This is a genomic window from Nocardioides secundeburneus, assembly GCF_039939255.1.
GTDB lineage: Bacteria > Actinomycetota > Actinomycetes > Propionibacteriales > Nocardioidaceae > Nocardioides.
Genome location: NZ_JBDUUE010000005.1, coordinates 70,319 through 93,968, shown reverse-complemented (window position 1 = coordinate 93,968; position 23,650 = coordinate 70,319). Strand labels below are relative to the sequence as shown.

At 71.3% G+C, this 23,650-nt stretch carries 22 protein-coding genes and 1 tRNA gene; 19 read left to right on the top strand and 4 right to left on the bottom strand.

All coding sequences use genetic code 11. From position 1 onward, the window contains the following. The first annotated feature begins 26 nt into the window (after positions 1-26). From hisI to pyk, 12 genes are all read left to right on the top strand, one after another. Complete coding sequence (gene hisI / locus ABFT23_RS14180) at positions 27-374, top strand: phosphoribosyl-AMP cyclohydrolase (protein ID WP_347896244.1); 348 nt, start codon at positions 27-29, stop codon at positions 372-374. Continuing rightward, on the top strand, positions 367-999 hold the full coding sequence (locus tag ABFT23_RS14175) for a Trp biosynthesis-associated membrane protein (RefSeq protein ID WP_347896242.1): 633 nt from the start codon (positions 367-369) through the stop codon (positions 997-999). Before hisI ends, ABFT23_RS14175 begins: the two co-directional genes overlap by 8 nt. A gap of 40 nt (positions 1,000-1,039) precedes the next feature. Beyond that, complete coding sequence (locus ABFT23_RS14170; protein WP_347896240.1) at positions 1,040-1,240, top strand: HGxxPAAW family protein; 201 nt, start codon at positions 1,040-1,042, stop codon at positions 1,238-1,240. A 22-nt stretch (positions 1,241-1,262) separates the two neighbouring features. Then, positions 1,263-1,688 carry a DUF2752 domain-containing protein gene (locus ABFT23_RS14165; protein ID WP_347896238.1) on the top strand — a complete coding sequence of 142 codons (426 nt, stop codon included), beginning with the start codon at positions 1,263-1,265 and terminating at the stop codon, positions 1,686-1,688. 76 nt (positions 1,689-1,764) lie between these two features. Next, positions 1,765-2,547 carry an indole-3-glycerol phosphate synthase TrpC gene (trpC, locus tag ABFT23_RS14160; RefSeq protein ID WP_347896237.1) on the top strand — a complete coding sequence of 261 codons (783 nt, stop codon included), beginning with the start codon at positions 1,765-1,767 and terminating at the stop codon, positions 2,545-2,547. After that, positions 2,544-3,800: a tryptophan synthase subunit beta gene (trpB, locus tag ABFT23_RS14155; protein ID WP_347896235.1), complete on the top strand. Its 1,257-nt coding sequence runs from the start codon at positions 2,544-2,546 to the stop codon at positions 3,798-3,800. Before trpC ends, trpB begins: the two co-directional genes overlap by 4 nt. A gap of 16 nt (positions 3,801-3,816) precedes the next feature. After that, the gene (gene trpA / locus ABFT23_RS14150) at positions 3,817-4,620 is read left to right on the top strand and encodes a tryptophan synthase subunit alpha (RefSeq protein ID WP_347896233.1); all 804 of its coding nucleotides are present in this window, start codon (positions 3,817-3,819) and stop codon (positions 4,618-4,620) included. Further along, the gene (locus tag ABFT23_RS14145; RefSeq protein ID WP_347896231.1) at positions 4,610-5,200 is read left to right on the top strand and encodes an SCO family protein; all 591 of its coding nucleotides are present in this window, start codon (positions 4,610-4,612) and stop codon (positions 5,198-5,200) included. The genes trpA and ABFT23_RS14145 overlap by 11 nt, the downstream gene beginning before the upstream one ends. 1 nt (position 5,201) lies before the next feature. Continuing rightward, a complete protein-coding gene (gene lgt, locus ABFT23_RS14140; protein ID WP_347896229.1) occupies positions 5,202-6,209 on the top strand; it encodes a prolipoprotein diacylglyceryl transferase in 1,008 nt (335 codons plus the stop codon). Between the two features lie 181 nt (positions 6,210-6,390). Next, positions 6,391-10,959, top strand: coding sequence for a glutamate synthase large subunit (gene gltB, locus ABFT23_RS14135; protein ID WP_347896227.1), 4,569 nt, complete (start codon positions 6,391-6,393; stop codon positions 10,957-10,959). Beyond that, a complete protein-coding gene (locus ABFT23_RS14130) occupies positions 10,952-12,427 on the top strand; it encodes a glutamate synthase subunit beta (RefSeq protein ID WP_347896225.1) in 1,476 nt (491 codons plus the stop codon). Before gltB ends, ABFT23_RS14130 begins: the two co-directional genes overlap by 8 nt. Positions 12,428-12,531: 104 nt before the next feature. Beyond that, a complete protein-coding gene (gene pyk, locus ABFT23_RS14125) occupies positions 12,532-13,992 on the top strand; it encodes a pyruvate kinase (protein ID WP_347896223.1) in 1,461 nt (486 codons plus the stop codon). Between the two features lie 5 nt (positions 13,993-13,997). Here pyk and ABFT23_RS14120 read toward each other — a convergent pair whose 3' ends face one another. Continuing rightward, the gene (locus tag ABFT23_RS14120; RefSeq protein WP_347896221.1) at positions 13,998-14,741 is read right to left on the bottom strand and encodes a helix-turn-helix domain-containing protein; all 744 of its coding nucleotides are present in this window, start codon (positions 14,739-14,741) and stop codon (positions 13,998-14,000) included. Between the two features lie 40 nt (positions 14,742-14,781). After that, positions 14,782-14,854 (bottom strand) — tRNA-Leu (locus tag ABFT23_RS14115). A 114-nt stretch (positions 14,855-14,968) separates the two neighbouring features. Between ABFT23_RS14115 and ABFT23_RS14110 the strand changes: the two genes are divergently transcribed. The 6 genes from ABFT23_RS14110 (at position 14,969) to ABFT23_RS14085 (ending at position 20,422) form a co-directional block, all read left to right on the top strand. Then, the gene (locus ABFT23_RS14110) at positions 14,969-15,160 is read left to right on the top strand and encodes a hypothetical protein (RefSeq protein ID WP_347896219.1); all 192 of its coding nucleotides are present in this window, start codon (positions 14,969-14,971) and stop codon (positions 15,158-15,160) included. Positions 15,161-15,190: 30 nt separating this feature from the next. Further along, complete coding sequence (locus tag ABFT23_RS14105) at positions 15,191-15,802, top strand: ANTAR domain-containing response regulator (RefSeq protein WP_347896217.1); 612 nt, start codon at positions 15,191-15,193, stop codon at positions 15,800-15,802. Between the two features lie 116 nt (positions 15,803-15,918). Then, entirely contained in the window at positions 15,919-17,289 is a 1,371-nt protein-coding gene (locus tag ABFT23_RS14100) for an ABC transporter permease subunit (RefSeq protein ID WP_347896215.1), read from the top strand. A gap of 58 nt (positions 17,290-17,347) precedes the next feature. Continuing rightward, on the top strand, positions 17,348-18,676 hold the full coding sequence (locus tag ABFT23_RS14095) for an ABC transporter permease subunit (RefSeq protein WP_347896213.1): 1,329 nt from the start codon (positions 17,348-17,350) through the stop codon (positions 18,674-18,676). Further along, positions 18,666-19,643 (top strand): ABC transporter ATP-binding protein, encoded by a 978-nt coding sequence (locus tag ABFT23_RS14090; RefSeq protein WP_347896211.1) that lies wholly within the window; start codon positions 18,666-18,668, stop codon positions 19,641-19,643. The genes ABFT23_RS14095 and ABFT23_RS14090 overlap by 11 nt, the downstream gene beginning before the upstream one ends. Further along, the gene (locus ABFT23_RS14085; RefSeq protein ID WP_347896209.1) at positions 19,643-20,422 is read left to right on the top strand and encodes an ABC transporter ATP-binding protein; all 780 of its coding nucleotides are present in this window, start codon (positions 19,643-19,645) and stop codon (positions 20,420-20,422) included. Before ABFT23_RS14090 ends, ABFT23_RS14085 begins: the two co-directional genes overlap by 1 nt. 198 nt (positions 20,423-20,620) lie before the next feature. On the opposite strand, the gene ABFT23_RS14080 is transcribed toward ABFT23_RS14085, so the two are convergent. Together ABFT23_RS14080 and ABFT23_RS14075 are read right to left on the bottom strand one after the other, a co-directional pair. Then, positions 20,621-21,958, bottom strand: a complete 1,338-nt coding sequence (locus tag ABFT23_RS14080; protein WP_347896207.1) for an ABC transporter substrate-binding protein — start codon at positions 21,956-21,958, stop codon at positions 20,621-20,623. 181 nt (positions 21,959-22,139) lie between these two features. Beyond that, the gene (locus tag ABFT23_RS14075) at positions 22,140-22,886 is read right to left on the bottom strand and encodes a DUF554 domain-containing protein (protein WP_347896205.1); all 747 of its coding nucleotides are present in this window, start codon (positions 22,884-22,886) and stop codon (positions 22,140-22,142) included. A gap of 104 nt (positions 22,887-22,990) precedes the next feature. Between ABFT23_RS14075 and ABFT23_RS14070 the strand changes: the two genes are divergently transcribed. Continuing rightward, positions 22,991-23,563: a GNAT family N-acetyltransferase gene (locus ABFT23_RS14070; RefSeq protein ID WP_347896204.1), complete on the top strand. Its 573-nt coding sequence runs from the start codon at positions 22,991-22,993 to the stop codon at positions 23,561-23,563. The last annotated feature ends 87 nt before the right edge of the window (positions 23,564-23,650 follow it).

The window sequence follows — 23,650 nt, the reverse complement described above, 5'->3', positions numbered from 1 at the left end:
GGCAGGGCGGGCGCTTTACTGGGACGGTGAGCCTCGACCCCGCCATCGCCGACCGCCTGCGGCGCAACGACGCCGGACTCGTGCCGGCTATCGCCCAGCAGCACGACACCGGCGAGGTGCTCATGCTCGGCTGGATGGACGACGAGGCGCTGCACCGCACGCTCACCACCGGCCGCGCGACCTACTGGTCGCGCTCGCGCCAGGAGTACTGGGCGAAGGGCGACACGTCGGGTCACGTGCAGCACGTCGTCGAGGTGCGCCTCGACTGCGACGGCGACACCCTCCTGGTCAAGGTCGACCAGACCGGTGCCGCCTGCCACACCGGCGACCGCACCTGCTTCGACGCCGCCCTGCTGAGCGAGCCGCATGCCTGAGCCCAGCCCCGAGCCGAGCCCCGAGCCGGTCGCGAAGGCCCGCTCGACCTTCGGTCCCACCGTGCTCACAGGCCTCGTCACCGCCGGGGCGGCCGCGCTGCTCGGCAACCGCGAGTGGGTCTCCATCAGTGGCGGTGGCGGCGGTGACGCCGCGCTCGCCTCGTCGCTCTCGGTCACCGGTGACCTGACGGCGCCGCCGGTCACCGCGACCGCGCTGGTGCTGCTGGCGTCGTGGGGCGTCGTCCTCGTCACGCGCGGACGCGTGCGCCGCGGCATCGCCTGGCTGGCGCTGGTCGCGGCGCTGGCGGTGCTCGGATTCGCCGTCGGCGCCTGGCTGCTCGAGCCGGGCCGCACCGCCGACGACCTGGGCGGCTTCGACCTCGACGTCGGGCGCACCGCCTGGGCCCACCTCGGCCTCGTGGCGGGCGCTGCGTCGGTCGCGGCCGCGGCCCTCGGCGTGCGCCGCGTCGGGTCGTGGCCCGAGATGGGACGCCGCTACGACGCTCCCGCCGCGGGTGCGCCGGACCCCGCGGCCCCCGCGGAGGAGCTGAGCAGTCTCGACCTGTGGAAGGCGATGGACGACGGGCACGACCCGACGGCCGGGACCGAGCGCACCGACCCCTAGAATCGACCTGCCGCTGTACGCCTGACCCGAGGAGCCCTGCATGTCCGACAACCACGGCAACACCCCGGCCGCGTGGACGGCGGTCTCCGTCGGCCTGGTCGGCTTCGTCGTGGGCGGTGCCGGGCTCATGCTCGACCCGATCAGCTACCCGATCTTCTGGATCGGCGTCGGGCTCAACGTGGTCGCCGGCCTCCTGTTCGTCGTGATGGCCAAGATGGGCCTGCACGAGTCCGACCACTGACGCCTGCGACGATCGGGCCCCGGTGAGCGTCGTCGCGTCCGAGCCGGACGTCGCCCGCTCCCGTCGGGTCCTCTGGCCGGCCGCCACGATCGCCGGTCTGGGCGCGGCCACGCTCGCGCTCGCCGTCCGCGACCCGCACGAGCGGGGCTCGTGGGGCCTGTGCCCCAGCGCCGCGGTGGGCATCGCGTGCCCGGGGTGCGGCGGCCTGCGGGCCGTCAACGACCTCACCCACGGCCGGGTGCTCGACGCCGCCTCGAGCAACCTCTACCTCGTCGTCGCGATCCCGGTCGTGGTGTTCCTCCTCGGCCGGTGGGCCCTCGACGCGTGGCGCGGCACCGAGCGGGGCGGGTCGGCCGCGACCACCCCGTTGCTCGTCGTCGCCGGGGTCGCCCTGGTCGCCTTCACCGTGCTGCGCAACCTGCCCGGCCTGGAGTGGCTCGCGCCCTGACCTGCGCTCCGGCCCGCAGACCCCTGCGTGCGACACTGGCAACTGCCCTGTTCGACGCTTCCCGAAGGAACCTCGCATGTCCGTGCTCGACGAGATCGTCGCGGGCGTGCGCCTCGACCTGGCGCGCCGAGAGGCCGCGACGCCGCTGGCCGACGTCCGCGCAGCGCTGGCCGACGCGCCCGCGCCGCGCGACCCGATGCCGCACTTCCGCGCGCCCGGCTCGAGCGTGATCGCCGAGGTCAAGCGCCGCAGCCCCAGCAAGGGCGACCTCGCCGAGATCGCCGACCCCGCCGCGCTCGCGTCGGCCTACGCCGCCGGGGGAGCGGCCGCGATCAGCGTGCTCACCGAAGAACGTCGCTTCGGTGGCAGCCTCGACGACCTGCGCGCCGTCCGCGCCGCGGTCGAGACGCCGCTGCTGCGCAAGGACTTCATCGTCGAGAGCTACCAGCTCGTCGAGGCGCGAGCCGCTGGCGCCGACCTCGCGCTGCTCATCGTCGCCGCGCTCGACGACGACACCCTGCGCCGCCTGCACGACGAGGCCCGCGAGCTGGGCCTGACCGTGCTGGTCGAGGTGCACGACGAGGCCGAGACCGAGCGCGCCGTCGCCCTCGGCGCCGAGCTCGTCGGGGTCAACGCCCGCAACCTCAAGACGCTCGCCGTCGACGCCGACACCTTCGGGCGCCTCGCGCCGCTGGTGCCGGCCGACCGGGTGCTGGTGGCCGAGTCGGGCATCTCCGACGCGCGCGACGTCAAGCGGTTCGTGAGCGAGGGGGCCCGCGCCGTGCTCGTCGGCGAGGCCCTGGTCAAGGACGGCGACCCGCAGGCCGCCGTCGTCCGGATGACGGGGGTGGAGGCATGACCACGGTGCACGACAGCTTCGCGGCCGACGCGCAGGGATGGTTCGGCGGTGCGTCCGCCTGGGGCGGCCGGTTCATGCCCGAGGCGCTCGTCGCCGCGCTCGACGAGCTCGACACGGCCTGGCAGGAGGCCCTGGCCGACCCGGCCTTCGGTCACGAGTTCGACCAGCTGCTGAAGAACTACGCCAACGTGCCCAGCCCGCTCTACGAGGCGCACCGCCTCTCCGAGCACGCCGGCGCCCGCATCCTGCTCAAGCGCGAGGACCTCAACCACACCGGCGCGCACAAGATCCGCAACGTGCTCGGCCAGGCGCTGCTGACCAAGCGCATGGGCAAGAAGCGGGTCATCGCCGAGACCGGCGCCGGCCAGCACGGCGTCGCCTCGGCCACCGCGGCCGCCTACCTCGGTCTCGACTGCACGGTCTACATGGGCGAGGTCGACACCGAGCGCCAGGCGCTCAACGTCGCCCGCATGCAGCTGCTCGGCGCCGAGGTGGTCCCGGTCCGCAGCGGCTCGCGCACCCTCAAGGACGCCATCAACGAGGCCATGCGCGACTGGGTCGCCTCGGTCGACCACACCGCCTACCTCTTCGGCACCGCCGCCGGCCCGCACCCGTTCCCGAGCCTGGTGCTCAGCTTCGTGCGCGGCATCGGCGACGAGGCGCGGCGTCAGTGCCTCGACCTCACCGGCGCGCTGCCCGACGCCGTCGCGGCCTGCGTCGGCGGCGGCTCCAACGCGATCGGCCTGTTCGCCGGTTTCCTCGACGACGCCGACGTCGCCGTCTACGGCTTCGAGCCCGGCGGCGACGGCGTCGAGACCGGTCGGCACGCCGCCACCATCCACGCCGGCGCGATCGGCGTCCTGCACGGCGCCCGCACCTACGTGCTCCAGGACGACGACGGCCAGACCGTCGAGTCCCACTCGATCTCGGCCGGCCTCGACTACCCGGGCGTCGGTCCGCAGCACGCCCACCTGGCCGCCAGCGGCCGCGCCACCTACCTGCCGGTCACCGACGACGAGGCCATGCAGGCCATGGCCCTGCTCTCGCGCACCGAGGGCATCATCCCGGCCATCGAGTCGGCCCACGCCGTCGCCGGCGTCGTCGCCCTGGCGAAGCAGCGGCCGGGCCAGACGCTGCTGGTCAACCTCTCGGGCCGTGGCGACAAGGACATGGGCACCGCGCTCGACTACTTCGGGCTCGGCAACGCCACCCCGGTCGCCGACCCGCAGGCCGCCGACCCCGAGCAGCAGTAAGAGGTCCCACCACCTGATGAGTGTCTCCACCGCCTTCGACCGAGCGCGCGCCGACGACCGCGCCGCCCTCGTCGGCTACCTCCCCGCAGGATTCCCCGACCTCGACGGCGGCATCGAGGCGCTGCGCGCCATGGTCGACGCCGGCTGTGACGTCATCGAGGTGGGCCTGCCCTACAGCGACCCGGTCATGGACGGGCCGACCGTGCAGGCCGCCGCCCAGCAGGCCCTCGAGGTCGGCTTCCGCACCCCCGACGTGCTGCGCACCGTCGAGGCGGTAGCGGCGACGGGCACCCCGACGGTCGTGATGACCTACTGGAACCCGGTCGAGCGCTACGGGGTCGACCGGTTCGCCGCCGACCTCGCCTCGGCCGGCGGGGCCGGGCTGATCACCCCCGACATCACCCCCGACTACGCGCCGGAGTGGATCGCGGCCGCCGACGAGCGTGACCTCGACAAGATCTTCCTCGTGGCGCCGTCGTCGACCGACGAGCGCATCGCGATGACGACGGCGGCCTCGCGCGGGTTCGTCTACGCCACCGCGGTCATGGGCGTCACGGGCGCGCGAGCGACGACGAGCGACCTCGCCGGCCCACTGGTCGCCCGCACCAAGGCGGTCACCGACCTGCCGGTCGGCGTCGGGCTCGGGGTCAGCAACGGGGCCCAGGCCGCCGAGATCGGCGCCTACGCCGACGGCGTCATCGTGGGCTCGGCGTTCGTGCGCTGCGTGCTCGACCACGCCGGCGACCGCCCCGCCCAGCTCGCGGCGCTGACGGCGCTCGCGAGCGACCTCGCCGAGGGGGTGCGCCGCCGTGCGTCGTAGCCTGCGGGCCGCCGCGGCCGCCCTGACCCTCGTGCTCGCAGCCGGCCTGGCCGGCTGTGGTGGCGACGACGAGGCCCGCCCGTTCTCGGGCACGGTGCTCGACAACCCCTACCAGGTGCCCGACACCGAGCTGATCGACACCGACGGCGAGCCGTTCTCCCTCGCCGCCGACACCGACAAGCGGCTCACGCTGGTGTTCTTCGGCTACGTCAACTGCGTCGACATCTGCCCGGCGGTGCTCAACCACCTCGCCTCGGCCATGACCCGCCTCGACGACCGCGACCGCGACGACGTCGACGTGGTGCTCGTGACCAGCGACCCCGACCACGACACCCCCGAGTCGCTGCGCACCTACCTCGACCGCTTCGACGACTCCTTCATCGGCCTGACCAGCGACTTCGACACCATCGAGGCGGTCGGCCGGGCCCTCGCCGTCGGCATCGACCGCCAGGACCCGGGCGGGCACACCACCCAGGTGATGGGCGTCGACAGCGGTGACGAGTCCCCGGTCTTCTGGAGCGCCGACACCAGCCCCGCCGAGTTCGCGGCCGACATCCACACGCTCCTGCAGGAGAACTGACGTGATCGCAGACCTCGCCCCCGGCCTCACCGCGCACCTCACGACGCTGTCGATCCCGAGCCCCTCCAACGGGGTCTGGCACCTCGGCCCGGTGCCGATCCGCGGCTACGCGCTGTGCATCATCGTCGGCATCGTCGCCGCGATCTGGATCGGCGAGAAGCGCTGGCAGGCCCGCGGCGGCCGTCCGGGCGACGTGCAGGACCTCGCCGTGTGGGCCGTGCCGTTCGGCGTCGTCGGGGCCCGGCTCTACCACGTCGCCACCGACTGGGAGCGCTACTTCGGCGAGGGCAGGAGCCCGATCCAGGCGCTGTACGTGTGGAAGGGCGGCCTCGGCATCTGGGGCGCCGTCGCACTCGGCGCCGTCGGCGTGTGGCTGTGGGCGCGCGCCAAGAACGTGCGCATCGCGGTCGCGCTCGACGTGCTCGCCCCCGGCGTCATCGTCGCCCAGGCCATCGGCCGGTGGGGCAACTGGTTCAACCAGGAGCTCTTCGGCAAGCCGACCGACCTGCCGTGGGGTCTCAGCGTCTCGGCCGACGTCGCCCGCGACGCCGGGTTCCCGCCCGGCACCACGTTCCACCCGACGTTCCTCTACGAGTGCCTGTGGAACCTCGCCGTGTTCGCGGTCATCATCTGGGCCGAGCGGCGCTACCGGCTCGGGCACGGCCGGGTGTTCGCGCTCTACGTCATGGGCTACACGCTCGGTCGCGGCTGGATCGAGTACCTCCGCATCGACGACGTGCAGCTCAACGACGTGCTCGGCCTGCGGTTCAATGTCTGGACCTCGATCGTGCTCTTCACCGTGGCGCTGGCCTATTTCGTGTGGAGCCTGAAGAACCGCCCCGGTCGCGAGGACTCGGTCTACAGGGACGGCGTGGTCGACGACGGCGACGTCGCCGCCGAGACCGAGCCCGACCCGGCGTCCGACGACGACGCCCAGGAGGAGACCGACGAGCCCCTCGACGAGCCCGCCGAGCCCGTCGACGAGCCCGCCGGGCCCGACAAACGCTGACGCCGTGGGCCGACCCGTCTCACGAGGGAGGGGTGACCGGCACCACGTCACGTAACGCGGTGGTAACCTGCTGCTTCCGCCGCGTGGGCCGACGTCGTCCCCTGCGAAACCACCACGACAGCCGCTCTCCGTCCCTCCTGCAGGAGGTCCGCAGACCTGTCCCACCGACGGGAGAACTCCAGTGCCCTACTCGCACGCGTTCCCGCCGCACTGGCCGGCCCAGGGTCTCTACGACCCGGCCGCCGAGCACGACGCCTGCGGTGTCGCGTTCGTCGCCACGCTCACCGGCGAGGCCAGTCACGACATCGTCCAGAAGGCGCTCACCGCGCTGCGCAACCTCGACCACCGCGGAGCCGCGGGGGCCGAGGTCAACTCCGGCGACGGCGCCGGCATCCTGCTCCAGGTGCCCGACGCGTTCCTGCGCGCGGTCACGGCCGAGGCCGGCTTCGACCTCCCGGTCGCCGGCGCCTACGCCGTCGGCACGGCGTTCCTGCCGGGCCAGGCCGACGACGTCGCCAAGACGCGCTCGCGCATCGAGGAGATCGCCGTCGAGGAGGGCCTCGCCGTCCTCGGCTGGCGCGAGGTGCCCGTCGACCCGTCGAGCCTGGGCTCGATGGCGCTCTCGGTGATCCCGACCTTCACCCAGCTCTTCGTCGCCGGTGCCGGCCAGCGCGTGACCGGCATGGCCCTCGAGCGGCTCGCGTTCTGCCTGCGCAAGCGCGCCGAGCGCGAGACCGACGTCTACTTCCCGTCGCTGTCGTCGCGCACGCTCGCCTACAAGGGCATGCTCACCACCGACCAGCTCGACCAGGTCTTCCCCGACCTGCGCGACGAGCGGATCGCCTCGGCGCTCGCCGTCGTCCACTCGCGGTTCTCGACCAACACGTTCCCGAGCTGGCCGCTGGCCCACCCGTTCCGGTTCATCGCCCACAACGGCGAGATCAACACCGTCATGGGCAACCGCAACTGGATGCGTGCCCGCGAGGCCCTGCTCGACTCCGAGATCATCCCCGGCGACCTCGACCGGCTGTTCCCGATCTGCACCCCCGGGGCCTCCGACTCGGCGTCGTTCGACGAGGTGCTCGAGCTGCTGCACATGGGTGGCCGATCGCTGCCGCACGCCGTGCTGATGATGATCCCCGAGGCGTGGGAGAACCACGCCGAGATGGACCAGCAGCGCCGCGACTTCTACTCCTTCCACTCCGCGATGATGGAGCCGTGGGACGGCCCCGCCTGCGTCGTGTTCACCGACGGCTCGCAGATCGGCGCCGTCCTCGACCGCAACGGCCTGCGGCCCTCGCGCTACTGGGTCACCGACGACGGCCTCGTCGTCCTGGCCTCCGAGGTCGGCGTCCTCGACCTCGACCCCGCCACCGTCGTCCGCAAGGGCCGGCTGCAGCCGGGCAAGATGTTCCTGGTCGACACCGACGAGCACCGCATCGTCGAGGACGACGAGATCAAGTCCGAGCTCGCCGCCGAGCACCCCTACGGCGAGTGGCTGCACGCCGGGCTCATCCAGCTCGAGGACATCCCCGAGCGCGAGCACGTCGTGCACACCCACGCCTCGGTCACGCGACGCCAGCAGATCTTCGGCTACACCGAGGAGGAGCTGCGCGTCCTGCTGACGCCGATGGCCAACACCGGCGGCGAGGCGCTCGGCTCGATGGGCACCGACTCGCCCATCGCCGCGCTCAGTGCCAAGCCCCGGCTCCTGTTCGACTACTTCACCCAGCTGTTCGCCCAGGTCACCAACCCGCCGCTCGACGCTATCCGCGAAGAGCTGGTCACCTCGCTCAACGGCACCATCGGCCCCGAGGCCAACCTGCTCGAGCCGACGCCGGCCTCGTGCCGACAGGTCGTGCTGCCGTTCCCGGTGATCTCGAACGACGACCTCGCCAAGATCCGCCACATCAACCGCGACGGCGACATGCCCGGGTTCATCGCCCACGTCTCGCGCGGCCTCTACGAGGTCGCCGGTGGTGGCACCGCGATGGCCGATCGCATCGAGGCGATCTGCGCCGAGGTGAGCCAGGCGATCGCCGGGGGAGCGCGCATCATCGTGCTCTCCGACCGGCACGCCGACGCCGACCTCGCGCCGATCCCGTCGCTGCTGCTCACCGCCGCCGTCCACCACCACCTGGTGCGGGAGAAGTCGCGCACCGAGGTCGGCCTGCTCGTCGAGGCCGGCGACGTCCGCGAGGTGCACCACGTGGCACTGCTCGTCGGCTACGGCGCCGCGGCGGTCAACCCCTACCTGGCCATGGAGTCGGTGGAGGACCTCGCGCGCGAGGGCTACTACGTCACCACCGAGCCCGAGGTCGCGGTCAAGAACCTCGTCAAGGCGCTCGGCAAGGGCGTGCTCAAGGTGATGTCGAAGATGGGCGTCTCCACCGTGGCCTCCTACACGGGTGCGCAGATCTTCGAGGCCGTCGGTCTCTCCCAGGACGTCATCGACCCCTACTTCACCGGCACGACGTCCAAGCTCGGCGGCATCGGCCTCGACGTCATCGCCGAGGAGGTGGCCCGGCGCCACGCCACGGCCTACCCGCGCGGCGGCGTCCTGCCGACCCACCGCGAGCTCGAGATCGGCGGCGAGTACCAGTGGCGTCGCGACGGCGAGCCGCACCTGTTCAACCCCGAGACGGTCTTCCGCCTCCAGCACGCCACCCGCAACCAGCGCTACGACATCTTCAAGCAGTACACGACCGCCGTCGACGAGCAGTCGACCGAGCTGATGACGCTGCGCGGGCTGTTCCGGTTCAAGGGTGCCCACGTGACGGGTCGCGAGTCGATCCCGATCGAGGACGTCGAGCCGATCAGCGAGATCGTCAAGCGGTTCGCCACGGGCGCGATGTCCTACGGCTCGATCTCGCAGGAGGCGCACGAGACCCTCGCCATCGCGATGAACCGCCTCGGCGGCAAGTCCAACACCGGCGAGGGCGGTGAGGACGCCGAGCGGCTCTACGACCCCGAGCGGCGCAGCTCGATCAAGCAGGTCGCCTCGGGCCGCTTCGGCGTCACCTCCGAGTACCTGACCCACGCCGACGACATCCAGATCAAGATGGCGCAGGGTGCCAAGCCCGGCGAGGGCGGGCAGCTGCCCGGCAACAAGGTCTACCCGTGGGTCGCCAAGACCCGGCACTCCACGCCGGGCGTGGGCCTGATCAGCCCCCCGCCGCACCACGACATCTACTCGATCGAGGACCTCGCCCAGCTCATCCACGACCTCAAGAACGCCAACCCCGCCGCGCGGGTGCACGTCAAGCTGGTCAGCGAGATGGGCGTCGGCACCGTCGCCGCGGGCGTCTCGAAGGCCCACGCCGACGTCGTCCTCGTCTCCGGCCACGACGGCGGCACCGGCGCCTCGCCGCTGACGTCGCTCAAGCACGCCGGCGGCCCGTGGGAGCTCGGCCTCGCCGAGACCCAGCAGACGCTGCTCATCAACGGCCTGCGCGACCGGATCGTCGTCCAGACCGACGGCCAGCTCAAGACCGGGCGCGACGTCGTCATCGCCGCGCTGCTCGGTGCCGAGGAGTACTGCTTCGCCACCGCGCCGCTCGTCGTCTCGGGCTGCATCCTCATGCGGGTCTGCCACCTCGACACCTGCCCCGTGGGCGTCGCCACGCAGAACCCGGTGCTGCGCGAGCGCTACTCGGGCAAGGCCGACTACGTCGTCACCTTCTTCGAGTACGTCGCCCAGGAGGTCCGCGAGATCCTCGCCGAGCTCGGCTTCCGCACCCTCGACGAGGCCATCGGACAGGTCTCGGCGCTCGACATGGCCGAGGCGGTCAACCACTGGAAGGCCGCGGGCCTCGACCTGTCGCCGATCCTGCACGAGGCCGACTACAGCCACTTCCCCGAACAGGACCGTCGCTGCACCAAGACCCAGGACCACGGCATCGAGAAGTCGCTCGACGTCACCGAGCTGGTGCCGCTCGCCGAGGCCGCACTCGAGCGCGGTGAGCCGGTGCGCGCCCAGGTGCGCATCCGCAACGTCAACCGCACCGTCGGCACGATCCTCGGTCACGAGGTCACCAAGCGGTACGGCGGCGAGGGCCTGCCCGAGGGCACGATCGACATCACGTTCACCGGCTCGGCGGGCCAGTCGTTCGGTGCCTTCGTGCCGAAGGGCGTCACGCTGCGCCTCGAGGGCGACGCCAACGACTACGTCGGCAAGGGGCTCTCGGGCGGTCGCATCGTCGTGCGGCCCGACCGGGCGGCGACGTTCAACAGCAACGAGCAGATCATCGCCGGCAACACGATCGCCTACGGCGCGACGTCCGGTCAGGTCTTCCTGCGCGGGGGAGTGGGTGAGCGGTTCGCCGTCCGCAACTCCGGCGCGTGGCTGGTCACCGAGGGCGTGGGCGACCACGGCTGCGAGTACATGACCGGCGGCCGCGTCGCCGTCCTCGGCAAGACCGGGCGCAACTTCGCGGCCGGCATGTCGGGCGGCATCGCCTGGGTGCTCGACCTGAAGGAGTTCCGGGTCAACACCGAGCTCGTCGACCTGCGCCCCGTCGAGGGCGAGGCCGCCGACGAGCTCGAGTCGATGGTGCGCGGGCACTTCGAGGAGACCGGCTCGCCGGTCGCCGAGGAGCTCCTCGCCGACTGGCCGGCCGCGCTGGCCCGTTTCACCGAGGTCATGCCCCGTGACTTCGCGAAGGTGCTCGAGGTGCAGGCGCAGGCGGAGGCCGAGGGCCTCGACGCCGAGCAGTCGGCCCACAAGGTGATGGAGGTGCTGCATGGCTGACCCGAAGGGCTTTCTGAAGGAAGGCCGCGAGGTGGCGCCCCGGCGTCCGGTCGAGGAGCGGGTGCAGGACTGGAACGAGGTCTACCCGGGCTCGGCCGGGCGGGCGCTGCTGCCGATCATCACCCAGCAGGCGGGCCGGTGCATGGACTGCGGCATCCCGTTCTGCCACCAGGGCTGCCCGCTCGGCAACATCATCCCCGAGTGGAACGACCTGGTCTGGCGCGATGACTGGGAGGGCGCGATCGAGCGTCTGCACGCGACGAACAACTTCCCGGAGTTCACCGGTCGCCTGTGCCCGGCGCCGTGCGAGACCGCGTGCGTGCTCGGCATCAACCAGGACCCCGTGACGATCAAGAACGTCGAGGTCTCGATCATCGACAAGGCGTGGGAGTCCGGCCTCGTGCGGCCCCAGGCGCCCGAGTGGCTCTCGGGCCGCACCGTCGCGGTCATCGGCTCGGGCCCCGCGGGTCTCGCCGCGGCCCAGCAGCTCACGCGGGCCGGCCACACGGTCGCGGTCTACGAGCGGGCCGACAAGATCGGCGGGCTCCTGCGTTACGGCATCCCCGAGTTCAAGATGGAGAAGCAGCACGTCGACCGGCGTCTGCAGCAGATGAAGCGCGAGGGCACGGTGTTCCGCACCGGCGTCGAGGTCGGCTCGCCCGAGTCCGGGCTCACCGGTGAGGAGCTGCGCAAGCGCTACGACGCCGTCGTCCTGGCGATGGGGGCCACCGAGGCCCGCGACCTGCCGATCACCGGGCGCGAGCTCGGCGGCATCCACCAGGCGATGGAGTTCCTGCCGCAGGCCAACCGCGCCGCCGTCGGCGAGGAGGTCGAGGGCCAGATCATGGCCACCGGCAAGAACGTCGTCATCATCGGCGGCGGCGACACCGGCGCCGACTGCCTCGGCACCTCGACGCGGCACGGCGCCGCCTCGGTCACCCAGCTGGAGATCATGCCCGAGCCCCCGAGCTCGCGCCCGGCGGGCCAGCCCTGGCCGACGTACCCGATGACGTTCCGCGTCTCCTCGGCCCACGAGGAGGGCGGCGAGCGCGTCTACGCCGTCTCGACCAAGGAGTTCCTCGGTGACGACGACGGCAACGTGCGCGCCCTGCGCATCGTCGACGTCGTCTTCGAGGGCGGCAAGCTGACCGAGATCGAGGGCACCGAGCGTGAGATCCCGGCCGAGCTGGTGCTCTTCGCCATGGGCTTCGTCGGTCCCGAGAAGCCCGGTCTGGTCGAGCAGCTCGGCGTCGACCTCGACGAGCGCGGCAACGTCGCGCGCGACAACGACTACATGACCTCGGTGAGCGGCGTCTTCTCCGCCGGCGACGTCGGTCGCGGTCAGTCGCTCATCGTCTGGGCCATCGCCGAGGGTCGCGCCGCTGCGGCTGCCGTCGACCAGTACCTCACCGGCTCGACGACCCTGCCGTCCCCGATCCCGCCGACGGCGCGCCCGCTGGTCGTCTGAGACGCAGCCTCCACGCCGACCCGTCGTACCTGTACGACGGGTCGGCGTCATTTCTGGTGGGTATCGATGGTTTTAACGATCCAAAGCGCGCTAGGCTGAGGTACGTGCGTAGAGCAAAGATCGTCTGCACCCTGGGCCCCGCCACCAGCTCCGAGCGTCGCATCCGCGAGCTCGTGTATGCCGGCATGGACGTCGCCCGACTCAACATGAGCCACGGCAGTCACGAGGTGCATGCCGAGACCTACCGGCTCGTGCGCGAGGCCGCCGACGCCTCGGGCCACGGGGTCGGCATCTTCGCCGACCTGCAGGGCCCGAAGATCCGGCTCGCTACGTTCGCCGAGGGTCACGCGATCCTCAACCGTGGCCAGCGCTGGACCATCACCACGCGCGAGGTGCCGGGCGACGGCGAGGTCGGCGGGACGACGTACCAGGGCCTGCCCGGCGACGTGAAGGCCGGCGACCCGATCCTCATCGACGACGGCAAGGTGCGCCTGCGCGTCGTGTCGGTGACCGACACCGACGTCGAGACCGAGGTGCTCGTCGGCGGCCCGGTCAGCAACCACAAGGGCATCAACCTGCCCGGCGTCGCCGTCTCGGTGCCGGCCCTGTCGGAGAAGGACATCGAGGACCTCCGGTTCGCGCTGAGCCTGTCGGTCGACTTCGTCGCGCTGAGCTTCGTGCGCGATGCCAAGGACGCCGAGGACGTGCGCCGCATCATGCGCGAGGAGGGGCAGATGCTGCCCGTCATCGCCAAGATCGAGAAGCCGCAGGCGATCACCAACCTCGACGAGGTCATCGAGGCCTTCGACGGCTTCATGGTCGCCCGCGGCGACCTCGCGGTCGAGTGCCCGCTCGAGGACGTCCCCTTCCTGCAGAAGGAGATCGTCCGCAAGGCCCGGCTCAACGCCAAGCCGGTCATCGTCGCCACCCAGATGCTGGAGTCGATGATCACCAGCCCGGCCCCCACGCGCGCCGAGGCCAGCGACGTCGCCAACGCCGTCCTCGACGGCGCCGACGCGGTCATGCTCTCCGGCGAGACCAGCGTCGGCGACCACCCCATCCACGTCGTCGAGACGATGGCGCGGATCATCTCCTCCACCGAGGAGCACGCGCTGACCGGTCCGGCGAGCGGCCGGTTCACCTCGATCAACTGGGACCCCCACACCACCGGCGGCGCGATCGCGAAGGCCGCCGAGGAGGTCGCCGGCCGCGTCGGTGCCAAGTACGTCGTCGCGTTCACGCAGAGCGGCGACTCCGCCCGGCGCCTGTCCCGCCTGCGCAGCGGCATCCCGGTGCTGGCCTTCACCCCGGAGAACCGCGTGCGCTCGCAGCTCTCGCTCACGTGGGGCGTGGAGACCTTCCGGACCCATCCCGTGCAGCACACGGACGAGATGGTCCGCCAGGTCGACGAGCAGCTGCTCGCCATCGGCCGCGTCGAGGAGGGCGACCTCGTCGTCATCGTCGCCGGCAGCCCGCCGGGCATCCCCGGCTCGACCAACGCGCTGCGCATCCACCGCATGGGCGACGCGATCAACGAGGTCGCGCCGGCCTACCGCAGCCGGTAGGGCCGTCACTGCTTCATGCCGATGAGGGCGTCGAGGCGGGCCACGTCGGCCCGTCTCGACACCGAGACGCAGTTCCAGCTGCTCTGTCGCCATCGCACCTCGGCCAGGTCGAGCGCCCAGCAGCAGAGCTCGCGGATGTCGGCGCTGACGTTGGTGAACTGCCACCGCGGGTGGTCGTAGCGCTTCCACTCCCCGGCGACCCGCCTGCGGGTCCAGTTGCGAGCGCGGCAGCCGTCGGAGTGGAACAGCCCGCGCAGGAACGGACCGGGGCGGGTCTCGACGACCGCTCGTTGCCAGTCCTCGAGGACGATCGTCCGCTCGTGCTTGCGGCCGGGTCCGTGCTGCGGGAAGAGGCACGGCCAGTGCTGCCAGTTCGACGAGACGACAACGGCGCCGGGTGCGGGCACGTGGAAGATGCGTGCCGCCGGCCGGACGGCACTCATGCACGCACTCACGTCGGCGATGATGGCCGGCAGGGAGGCGTCGCAGCTGACGCGCAGTGCGTAGTAGCGAGCATGCCTGCTGATGCATCCGTCGCCGAGGTAGAAGCCGAGCAGTGCCGCGTACGACGACTGGTCGAGCGCGACGTCGTCGCAGCAGGCACAGTCGGAGGCGCGCGCGACGGGGCCCCGGGCCTCCCATGCCCGAAGGGTCGATCGGCTGACTCCGAGGAGACGGCTGATCTGCGACCACGACCGTCCCTCGGCCCGCATCGCGGCCGCGCTTCGTCGGGTGGCGAGGTCGTGCACGGTGCCACCCTCGCACCGGGCGCCGACAGTCGCGTGAAAGTGCCCCGGGTGGGATTCGAACCCACACTGAATGGTGTTTGAGACCATCGCCTCTGCCGTTGGGCTACCGGGGCCCAGCGGTTGACGACCCTATCCGAGGTCTCCGCTCGACGCCGACTTGATCAAAGTCGATCGATTAACTAGGTTTTGAGCCGATCGGCACAGCACCCTGATGTCAGGAGCACAGCATGTGGAACCCCCGGACCTGGGCCACCGCCAGCCACGAGCGGGCGATCGCGAACGCGCGGGCGGCGTCCACCGAGTGCGGGCGACGTCGGGTCGAGCGCGACGACGTCGCGCTGTTCCTGGACTCGACCGGGCCCGGCATCGACGGTGACGACCTGCACACCGGTGCACACCACGCGGAGCACCCCGCCTGAGCCACAGCAGATGGCGCTAGATTGCGGCGCGTGAACGCTGCCACGCCCCCGTCCGGCCCCGCGGCCCGCACGGTCGTCATCGCCGAGGACGAGACCCTCATCCGCATGGACCTCGCGGAGATGCTGACCGAGGAGGGCTACGACGTCGTCGGCCAGGCCGGCGACGGCGCGAAGGCCATCGAGCTGGCGACCGAGCTGCGACCCGACCTGGTCATCCTCGACGTCAAGATGCCGGTGCTCGACGGCATCGCGGCGGCTGAGGCGATCGCCGGCAAGCGGATCGCTCCCGTGGTCATCCTGACCGCGTTCAGCCAGCGCGAGCTGGTCGAGCGCGCGCGCGACGCCGGCGCGATGGCCTACCTCGTCAAGCCGTTCACGCAGTCCGACCTGGTGCCGGCGATCGAGATGGCGGTCTCGCGCTACGCCGAGCTCTCCCAGCTCGAGAGCGAGGTCTCCGACCTCACCGAGCGGCTCGAGACGCGCAAGTCGGTCGAGCGCGCGAAGGGCATCCTGCAGCAACAGCTCGGGCTCAGCGAGCCGGAGGCCTTCCGGTGGATCCAGAAGACCGCGATGGATCTTCGCCTCTCGATGCGGCAGGTCGCCGAAGGCGTCGTCGAGCACGGTCCTGGCCTCGCGGGCTGAGCACTGCAACACAACTGTTACCCCTGGGCCCGCAGACCCGCCTCGCGGCGGCCCGCAAGTGGTTATAGTCCTCCGAAGTCCGGGCACGGAGGGTGCCCGTCCGACAGGAGGCGTGTGTGCGTCAGCGAGTCTTGACACTCGTCTCGGTGATCTTCTTCCTGCTGCTCCTGCAGCCCGCGAACGCGTTCGCGGACGAGACCTCACCGAGCCCGAGCGCGACCCCGACCAGCGCGGACGCCGAACCGGGCGGTGAGGAGACCGAGCCGGCCGGCGAGGTGGCCGAGCCCCCGGCCGACGGCGACTACATCAGGGTCCTCCTGGTGGACCGCAGCAACGGCGATGCGCCGGTCCCCGACGTGAGCCTGACGGTCACCGACGAGGAGGGCAACGAGGTCGGTGAGACCGTGACCGACTCGACCGGCGTCGGCTTCGTCGTCACCGAGGGCCCCGGCACCTACACGGTGACCCTCGACGAGGACACCCTGCCCGACGGCGTCGAGCTCAACTCAGCGACGGCGACCGAGCTGACCATCACCGCGCGACTCGGCGGCGCCACCAACGCGGCGTTCCCGATCGGCACCCAGGCCGTCAACGTCGTGCCGTTCAGCGAGAAGCTGTCGGTCGCGCTCATGAACGGCATCAAGTTCGGCCTGCTCGTCGCGCTCGCCGCCCTGGGACTGTCGCTCATCTTCGGCACCACGGGCCTGACCAACTTCGCCCACGGCGAGCTCATCACGCTCGGCGGCATGCTCGCCTACGTCTTCAACCGCACGGTCGGCCTGCCGGTGATCCTGGCCGGCATCGCGGCGGTGGTGCTCTCGGCGGCGTTCGGCTGGGCCCAGGACAAGGGGCTGTGGGCCCCGCTGCGCAAGCGCGGCACCGGCCTGATCGCGATGATGATCGTCTCGATCGGCCTCGGCCTGTTCCTGCGCAACGTCTACCAGTACCTCTTCGGCAGCTCGCGCCTCTCGCTCTCGCAGTACGTCACCCAGCAGCGGCGCGACTACGGTCCGATCGCCCTGGCCGACAAGGAGCTGGCGATCATCGTGATCGCCACCGTGACGATCGTGGTCACCTGCGTCGTGCTGATGAAGACCCGCCTCGGCAAGGCCATGCGCGCGGTCTCCGACAACCCGGCGCTGTCGGCGTCGTCCGGCATGAAGGTCGACCGGGTCATCAGCAACGTGTGGGTGCTCGGCTGCGCCCTCACCGGTCTGTCCGGCGTGCTGCTCGCCATCAACAACCAGGTCAACTTCCTGATGGGCTTCAAGCTCCTGCTGCTGGTCTTCGCCGGCGTCACCCTCGGCGGCCTCGGCACCATCTGGGGCGCGCTCGCCGGCTCGATGATCATCGGCATCATGGTCGAGCTCGGCCCGCTCTTCGGCGTCCCGAGCTCGATCAAGGAGGTCGGCGCGCTCGTCGTGCTGATCCTGGTGCTGCTGGTCAGGCCGCAGGGCATCCTCGGACGACGCGAGCGGATCGGGTGAGGCAGATGACGACCCGCACCCACCGCCCGTCCACGGTCTCGACCTCCAGGAGCCGCTCATGAACGCCACGACCTCCGCCGCCGCCAAGCCCGGCGCGCCCGAGGTGGCCCGGCGGACGCCGTCATCGGTGGTCACCTCGCTCGTGCTCGGCGTCCTCGGCGTCACGATCGCCTTCGGCATCACCGGGCCGTTCGCGATCATCAAGGCCCGTCAGGCCATCGCCGAGATCGACGAGAAGCCCGAGCGCTACGAGGGCCGCACGCTCGCCCTGGTCGGCCTGGTGCTCGGCGTCGTCTCGACGCTGTGGCTCCTCACGTGGGTCGTGCTCGGCTTCACCGCCGGGTTCGGCGGCATCGACTTGTTCCAGGTCCTCCAGACGGCGCTCAACCAGGCCCTGGGGCCGAACGCGATCGTCTACGCGCTCGCCGCCATCGGCCTCAACATCCACTTCGGCTACACCGGCCTGCTCAACTTCGGCCAGGCGGGCTTCATGGCCGTCGGCGCCTACGGTCTCGCGGTCTCGGTCACCACCTGGGGCCTGCCGTTCGCGGTCGCCATCGGCATCTCGCTGCTGGCCCCCGTGGTGCTGGCGCTGCTGCTCGGCGTCCCGACGCTGCGACTACGAGCCGACTACCTGGCCATCGCCACGATCGCCACCGCCGAGATCCTGCGTCTGATCTTCGGCGCCGTCGAGACCAAGAGCGTGTTCGGCGGCTCCAACGGCCTCAACAACTTCGCCAACACCTTCGACGACGCCAACATCTACCGCACCTGGGGTATCTTCCAGCCCGGGGGAGCGCTCGGCTTCGACCGCCTCGACATCTGGGTCGCCTCGTTCAGCAAGCGCGACCTGTGGTCGATGACCATCGGCTGGGTGCTGGTCGCCCTGGCGTGCCTCGTCGTCTGGGCGCTCATGCGCAGCCCCTGGGGCCGTCTGCTCCGCGCCATCCGCGAGGACGAGGACGCCGTGCGCTCGCTCGGCAAGAACGTCTTCGCCTACAAGATGCAGGCGCTGATCCTCGGCGGCCTGTTCGGCGGCATGGCCGGCATGTTCCTGGCGCTGAAGCAGGGATCGGTCGTGCCCAGCGACTACTCGACCAACATGACCTTCCTGGCCTTCGTCGCGCTGCTCATCGGCGGCGCCGCACGCGTCGCCGGGCCGGTGATCGGCGCGATGATCCTGTGGTTCCTCATCGCCGGCCTCGGCAGCTTCTTCGGTCAGGCCACCACCGGCTCCGACCCGTTCATGCCGACCTGGCTGATGGACAACACCCAAGCCAGCCTCGTCCGCTTCGTCGCGGTCGGCGCCGGACTCATGCTGCTGATGATCTTCCGACCACAGGGGATCTTCGGCGACCGGAGGGAGATCGCGATCGATGGCCGCTGACCACAACCCCACGGAGGTGGACCTCGGCGACCTGTCGTCGAGCCCGTCCACGACGTCCGGGCGCCGCACGACCGACCTCGACGCGATCGAGCGTGTCCCGGGCGCGCGCAAGCCCGACGCCATCGTCGTCGGCTCGAACATCACCCGGCAGTTCGGCGGGCTCAAGGCCGTCGACGTCGAGCACATCGAGATCCCGCGCGGCGTCATCACCGCCCTCATCGGGCCCAACGGCGCCGGCAAGACGACGCTGTTCAACCTGCTGACCGGCTTCGACATCCCTGACACCGGCGACTGGAGCTTCAACGACAAGCCGCTCGCGCGCGTCGCCGCCTACAAGGTGGCCCGCATGGGCATGGTGCGCACCTTCCAGCTCACCAAGGTGCTGGCCAAGCTCTCCGTCATCGAGAACATGCGCCTCGGCGCCACCGGCCAGACCGGCGAGAAGTTCTGGCAGGCCGCGTTCCCGTGGACGTGGTCGCGCCAGGAGGACGACAACACCGTCCGCGCCGACGACCTGCTCCGCCGGTTCAAGCTCGACGCCAAGCGCCAGGACTTCGCCGGCTCGCTCTCGGGCGGTCAGCGCAAGCTCCTCGAGATGGCCCGCGCGCTGATGGTCGACCCCGAGTTGATCATGCTCGACGAGCCGATGGCCGGCGTGAACCCCGCCCTCAAGCAGTCGCTGCTCGGGCACGTGAAGTCGCTGCGCGACGAGGGCCGTTCGGTGCTCTTCGTCGAGCACGACATGGACATGGTCCGAGACATCTCCGACTGGGTCATCGTCATGGCCCAGGGCAAGATCGTCGCGGAGGGCACGCCCGACTCCGTCATGGCCGACCCCGCCGTCATCGACGCCTACCTCGGTGCCCACCACGACACCGACCTGCGCCAGATGGACGAGAGGGAGATCGAGGCCGAGGCCGAGGCCGAGCTCGAGGCCGAGGCCGCCGCCGAGACGAAGGGACACTGATGAGCGACCTGAGCAAGACGACCCCCGAGCGGGAGGCCCACCTCGCCGCCGCGGGCGACGCCGTCCTGCGTGCCGACGACCTCATCGGCGGCTACCTGCCGGGCGTCGACATCCTCAACGGTGCCGACCTCTACTGCAACCGCGGCGAGCTGGTCGGCATCATCGGCCCCAACGGTGCCGGCAAGTCGACGCTGCTCAAGGCGCTGTTCGGCCTCGTCACCGTGCGCTCCGGCTCGGTGGTGCTCGAGGGCCAGGACATCACCAACAAGCGCGCCGACCAGCTGGTCACCGCCGGCATCGGCTTCGTGCCGCAGACCAACAACGTCTTCCCGAGCCTGACCATCGAGGAGAACCTCGAGATGGGCTGCTTCCAGGCGCCCAAGAAGTTCAGCGAGCGGTTCGACTTCGTCACCGACATCTTCCCGAGGCTCGGTGAGCGCCGCAAGCAGCGCGCCGGCTCGCTCTCGGGCGGTGAGCGGCAGATGGTCGCGATGGGTCGCGCGCTCATGATGGCGCCCTCGGTGCTGCTGCTCGACGAGCCGTCGGCCGGGCTGTCGCCGGTGCTGCAGGACGAGGTGTTCGTGCAGACCCGCAACATCAACCGGGCCGGTGTCTCGGTGATCATGGTCGAGCAGAACGCCCGCCGCTGCCTGCAGATCTGCGACCGCGGCTACGTGCTCGACCACGGCCGCAACGCCTACACCGGCACCGGCGAGTCGCTCGGCAAGGACCCCAAGGTCATCCAGCTCTACCTCGGCACCCTGGGCGCGGCGTCCTGACCTCGGCCTGAGCCCGTCCAGACGCCGACGCCCGGCCCCGCAGCTTGCGGGGCCGGGCGTCGGTGTCTGCGCCGGTGCCGACCCGGGTCCACGGCTGCGCGCGGCTCGCTGGCCCGGGGCCGGACGCGACACGGCCCCGGGACCAGGTGGTCCCGGGGCCGTGGCCGTGGTGCTGGTTCAGCTGCGAGCGTCGTCGGCTCAGATCTCGCCGGCGATGAACTCGACGGGCGAGTTGGTGCCGTCGGCGGCGTACTCGTAGATGCCGATCGAGGCGGCCGTCGGGCTGCCGGTCTCACCGAGCTCGATCGGGCCCGAGGCGCCGTCGTAGTCGATGTCCTCGCCGGACTCGAGCAGGTCGGCGCACTCCTGGAAGGTGGTGCACTTGGTGCCCTCGCGGGTGACGTCGACCAGCGCGGCGGCGATCGCCTCACCCGAGTCGTCGCCCGCGGCGATGGCGGCCAGCGCCGAGGTGATGACGGCGTCGTAGGACTCGGCCGCGTAGGCGAACGAGGTGAGCTCGGGGTCGATCTCGAGCAGGCGGTCCTGGAACTCGCCACCGGTGTCGGCGCCGGGGATGGTGCCCTTGACGCCGGTCAGCGTGCCCTCGGGCAGGTTCGGGTCGGACGCCGACGAGTAGTCGGCGGTGTTGCCGTCGACGAAGTAGGTCGGGATGTCCTTCGGGCCGGCGCCCGCGGTGATGAGCTGCGGGACGATCGTCGCGGTCTCCTCGAAGCCGACGAGGACGAGCGCGTCGCCGCCGGCGTCGGCGACCTCGGCCACCTGCGAGTCGAACGACTGGGCGTTCTCGCCGTAGAACACCGTCGCCGAGACGGCGGCGCCCTGGGCCTCGAGGTTCTCCTGGATCTGCTGGGCGAGGGTCTCGCCGTAGGCGTCCTGGCGAGCCATGATCGTCACGTTGGTGCGACCGTCCTGGACCAGCAGGTTGGCCATGACCGCACCCTGGAGGATGTCGGACGGCGCCGTGCGGAAGTACAGGTCGGGCTCGGCGAAGGCGCCCGTGTCGAAGTCGGTCGAGGTGTTGGCCGGCGAGTACATGACCACGCCGGCGTCCATGATCTGGTTGACGACGGTCATCGACACACCGGACGACGCGGCACCGACGATGACGTCGGAGCCGGCCTCGATGAGCTTGGTCGACTCGGCGGGGGCGATGCCGGAGTCGGCGTCGCCCGAGTCGCCGCGGACGTGCTCGACGGGGTTGCCGAGCACGCCACCGGCGTCGTTGATCTCCTTGACGGCGAGGTCGACGCCGGCGAACTCCGGCGGGCCGAGGAAGGCGAGGCTGCCGGTCTCGGGGAGCAGCGAACCGAAGACGAGGGTGCCGTCACCCGTGGGCGCGGGAGCAGCGTCGCTGGTCTCCTCGCCGCCGGGCTCGGCGGTGTCACTGGCGGACGCGTCGGAGCTGTCGTTGCCGCTCGGCTCGTCGTCCTCGCCACCACAGGCGGCGAAGACGAGCAGCGAGGCGACAGCCGCTGCGGCGAGCCGCGCGCTGCGTCGGTGGGTGGTGCGGATCATGCGTCCTCCGGTCTTCTCCGGACCCGGTCGGGCCCTGGGGGTTTGGAGGAAAGTTAGCGGTGCAATGCGTCGCGGACGGCACACTCTGCAGAACTGATGCGTTTGTGGCCTTTTCGTTATCAAGATCGACGCATCGTGCGTCCGTCCGTCACACGCCCGACACACGCCGTGCGCTCGGGGCTCACCGAAACGCCGCGACCAGGCTGACCAGGGCCGGCGCGACCAAGAGGGCCGGCAGCAGGTCGGCCACGGCGATCCGGCGGATGTCGAGCAGCCGCAGCGCGATGCCGACGAGCATCAGCCCGCCCGTGGCCGTGATGGCCGCGAGGTGGGCGTCGGGCAGCACGTCGCCGAGCAGGACGCCGACCACCGTGAGGCTGCCCTGCACGGTCACGACGGTGACGACGCTCGCCGCGACCCCCCACCCGAACGAGGCCGCGAAGGCGATGGCGGCGAAGCCGTCGAGCGTCGACTTCAGGAACAGCTGGTCGGCGCCGTTGCCGAGGCCGTCGTTGAGCGAGCCGAGGATGGTCAACGGACCCGAGCAGAAGATGAGCGAGGCGACGACGAAGCCCTCGATGAAGCGCTGGCGCTCCGCCGAGCCGGCCTCGCCGGTGAGCCGGCGCTGCAACCAGCCGCCGAGGCCCTCCAGCCGGCTCTCGAGCCGCAGCAACGAGCCGACGATCCCGCCGACGAGCAGCGCGCCGAGCACGATGAGCATCGGCGCGCTCTCGCCCACCTCGGCGGCCAGCGCGGGGTCGAGCACGGCCATCGCCGACGTCGCCGCGATCAGCAGCGTCACCAGGCCGAGGCCGTCGGTGACCAGCTCGCGGGTGCGCTCGGGGAGCCGGTCGCCGAGGAGGCGGCCGAGCAGGGCGCCGACCAGCACGGTGGCGACGTTGACGACGGTGCCGATTCCGGGGAACACGAAAGCCAGGACTCCTCTGTCACGACGGGCGCCCTGAGCGTAGTGTTCTCAGGCGACCTGGTTCTGGGTGGGAGCACCGGGCGCTCGATGCAGGAGGACAGCTGGTGAGCCGGACCCTGGTGGGCCTGCGTGCCGCGGAGCTGGACGACGCGCCCTTCCTGGTCGAGCTGTGGGCGACCAGCCTCCGCAAGGCCGAGCCGACCGAGCTCGTCGCCGACGTCGAGCAGCTGGTCAAGGCCGCCGCCGACTCCGCCGAGCACCGCATCGTGCTCGCCGAGTACGACGGCCAACCGGCCGGCGCTGTCTACCTGTGCATCACCACCCTGACGCCGCTCAACCTCGAGACGACCGTGCAGGTGCTCGCGCCGTGCGTCGTCGCCCAGTTCCGCCGGCACGGCATCGGCCGCCTGCTCATGGAGGCCGCCGTCACCTTCGCCGAGGAGGCCGGCGTCGCACAGGTCGCGACCGCCGTCTCGGCCGGCTCGCGCGACGGCAACCGCTTCATGGCCCGCCTCGCCCTGGGCCCCCTCGCCACCTACCGCACCGCGCCCACGGCCATGGTCCGCGCCCGGCTCACCGCCCAGCGGCCGCTGTCGACCGCCACCGGCTCGGGCGGGCGGCACCTGCCGCGCGTGCTGGCGGCGCGCCGCTCGGCGCGGCGCAGCCTGGTCGATTGAGCTGATCTGCTCGCTCCGCGAGCCGCGCCGAGCTGCCGTCTTCCTTCTCGCTCGCTCGGGGGCTCGCTCCGTGTCGGCCCCCGGTTC